Below are 1,105 nucleotides of genomic sequence, written 5' to 3' on the forward strand. Positions count from 1 at the left end.
GGCTTCGCAGAGCGCGATCCCGGCGGCGAAGTGCACGCTGTCGCGCAGGTCCCCGTCGGTGACGTACGCGGCCCTGCGGCCGGCGGCGACCCAGGCCACGGCCAGGGTCGTGGAGACGACGCGCGGCCGGAACCGCTCGGCGAACTCCGGGGCGGCGAGGAGTTCCACCGCCCGGAAGGCGGGGGCGTTGGGGAACGGTGGGTCGAGGTTGACGTCGACGAGGCTGGAGGCGGGCGAGGGCGTCAGTTCCTCGTCCACGCCGGCCGTACGGACGCGAGCGTGTGCGCCGTCGGTCCAGAACACCTCACCGCTGAACGGGTCCGCCGACGCGGCCGCGGTGACGGTGGGCCCCACCCGCAGGGCGACGTTCACCGCGACCAGCATGTTCCGCACGGCGTAGTTCAGCGTCCCGCACAGGGGATCGACCAGCCATCGGCGACGTGCGTCGCCCGGGCCGGTCCGGCCGCTCTCCTCGGCTGTCACGGCGTCGTCGGGGCGGGCGGCCCCCAGCACACCGAGGATGGCCTTCTCGGCGGCGAGGTCCGCGGCCGTCGCGAAGTCACCGCCGGGCTTCTCCGTACGGGGCAGTGAGGTCCCGTACATGTCGCGGACCACCGCCGCCCCCGCCTGGGCGGCTTCGAGGGCCAGTCGCGCATCGGTCTTCGTGTCCATGCTCACCATGCCCGGCAGGCTATCGGCGCGCCGCCCCGCCCCTCACCGCCGTAGCCGCTCTGCCGGCCGGCCGCCGCAGCAGCCTGCCTCAGACGGAATCAGCGCCGGCCGCCTGCGTGCGGTTCCAGTCGTGCAGGATGCCGTCCCAGTCGTGCCGGGGAAGGGACTCGGTGGAGTCTGCGGCCCAGCCGCTCATGCCCTGTCCGTACATGGTGCCGGTCCAGGTGCCGTGCTGCCCGGAGGGACCGGCCCCGTCGAATGACGAGGGCCAGGACCCGGCCGCGGGCGCGTGCAGGGTGCGGGCGGAGGAGGACGGGGTGGGCGGGTCGGAGACATGTCCGCCGTCCGCGCGCCGGTGACGGCCCCCGTCGCGTCGCGCCGGGCTGAGACGGCCGTCCGCGAACAGGCGCTGTGCCCGGGAGACCAGTTGGGG

2 protein-coding genes are annotated in these 1,105 nt (G+C 74.9%); both read right to left on the reverse strand.

The annotated features are described in order from the left end of the window. Positions 1 to 681: inositol monophosphatase family protein (locus ABZV94_RS41930; protein WP_356350415.1), on the reverse strand; the 681-nt coding region annotated here is incomplete at its 3' end. A 79-nt stretch (positions 682 to 760) separates the two neighbouring features. Further along, the coding region (locus ABZV94_RS41935; RefSeq protein WP_356350417.1) for a hypothetical protein at positions 761 to 1,105 on the reverse strand (345 nt) is incomplete at its 5' end.

Origin of the sequence: Streptomyces sp. NPDC004658 (assembly GCF_040609555.1) — a bacterium.
GTDB lineage: Bacteria > Actinomycetota > Actinomycetes > Streptomycetales > Streptomycetaceae > Streptomyces.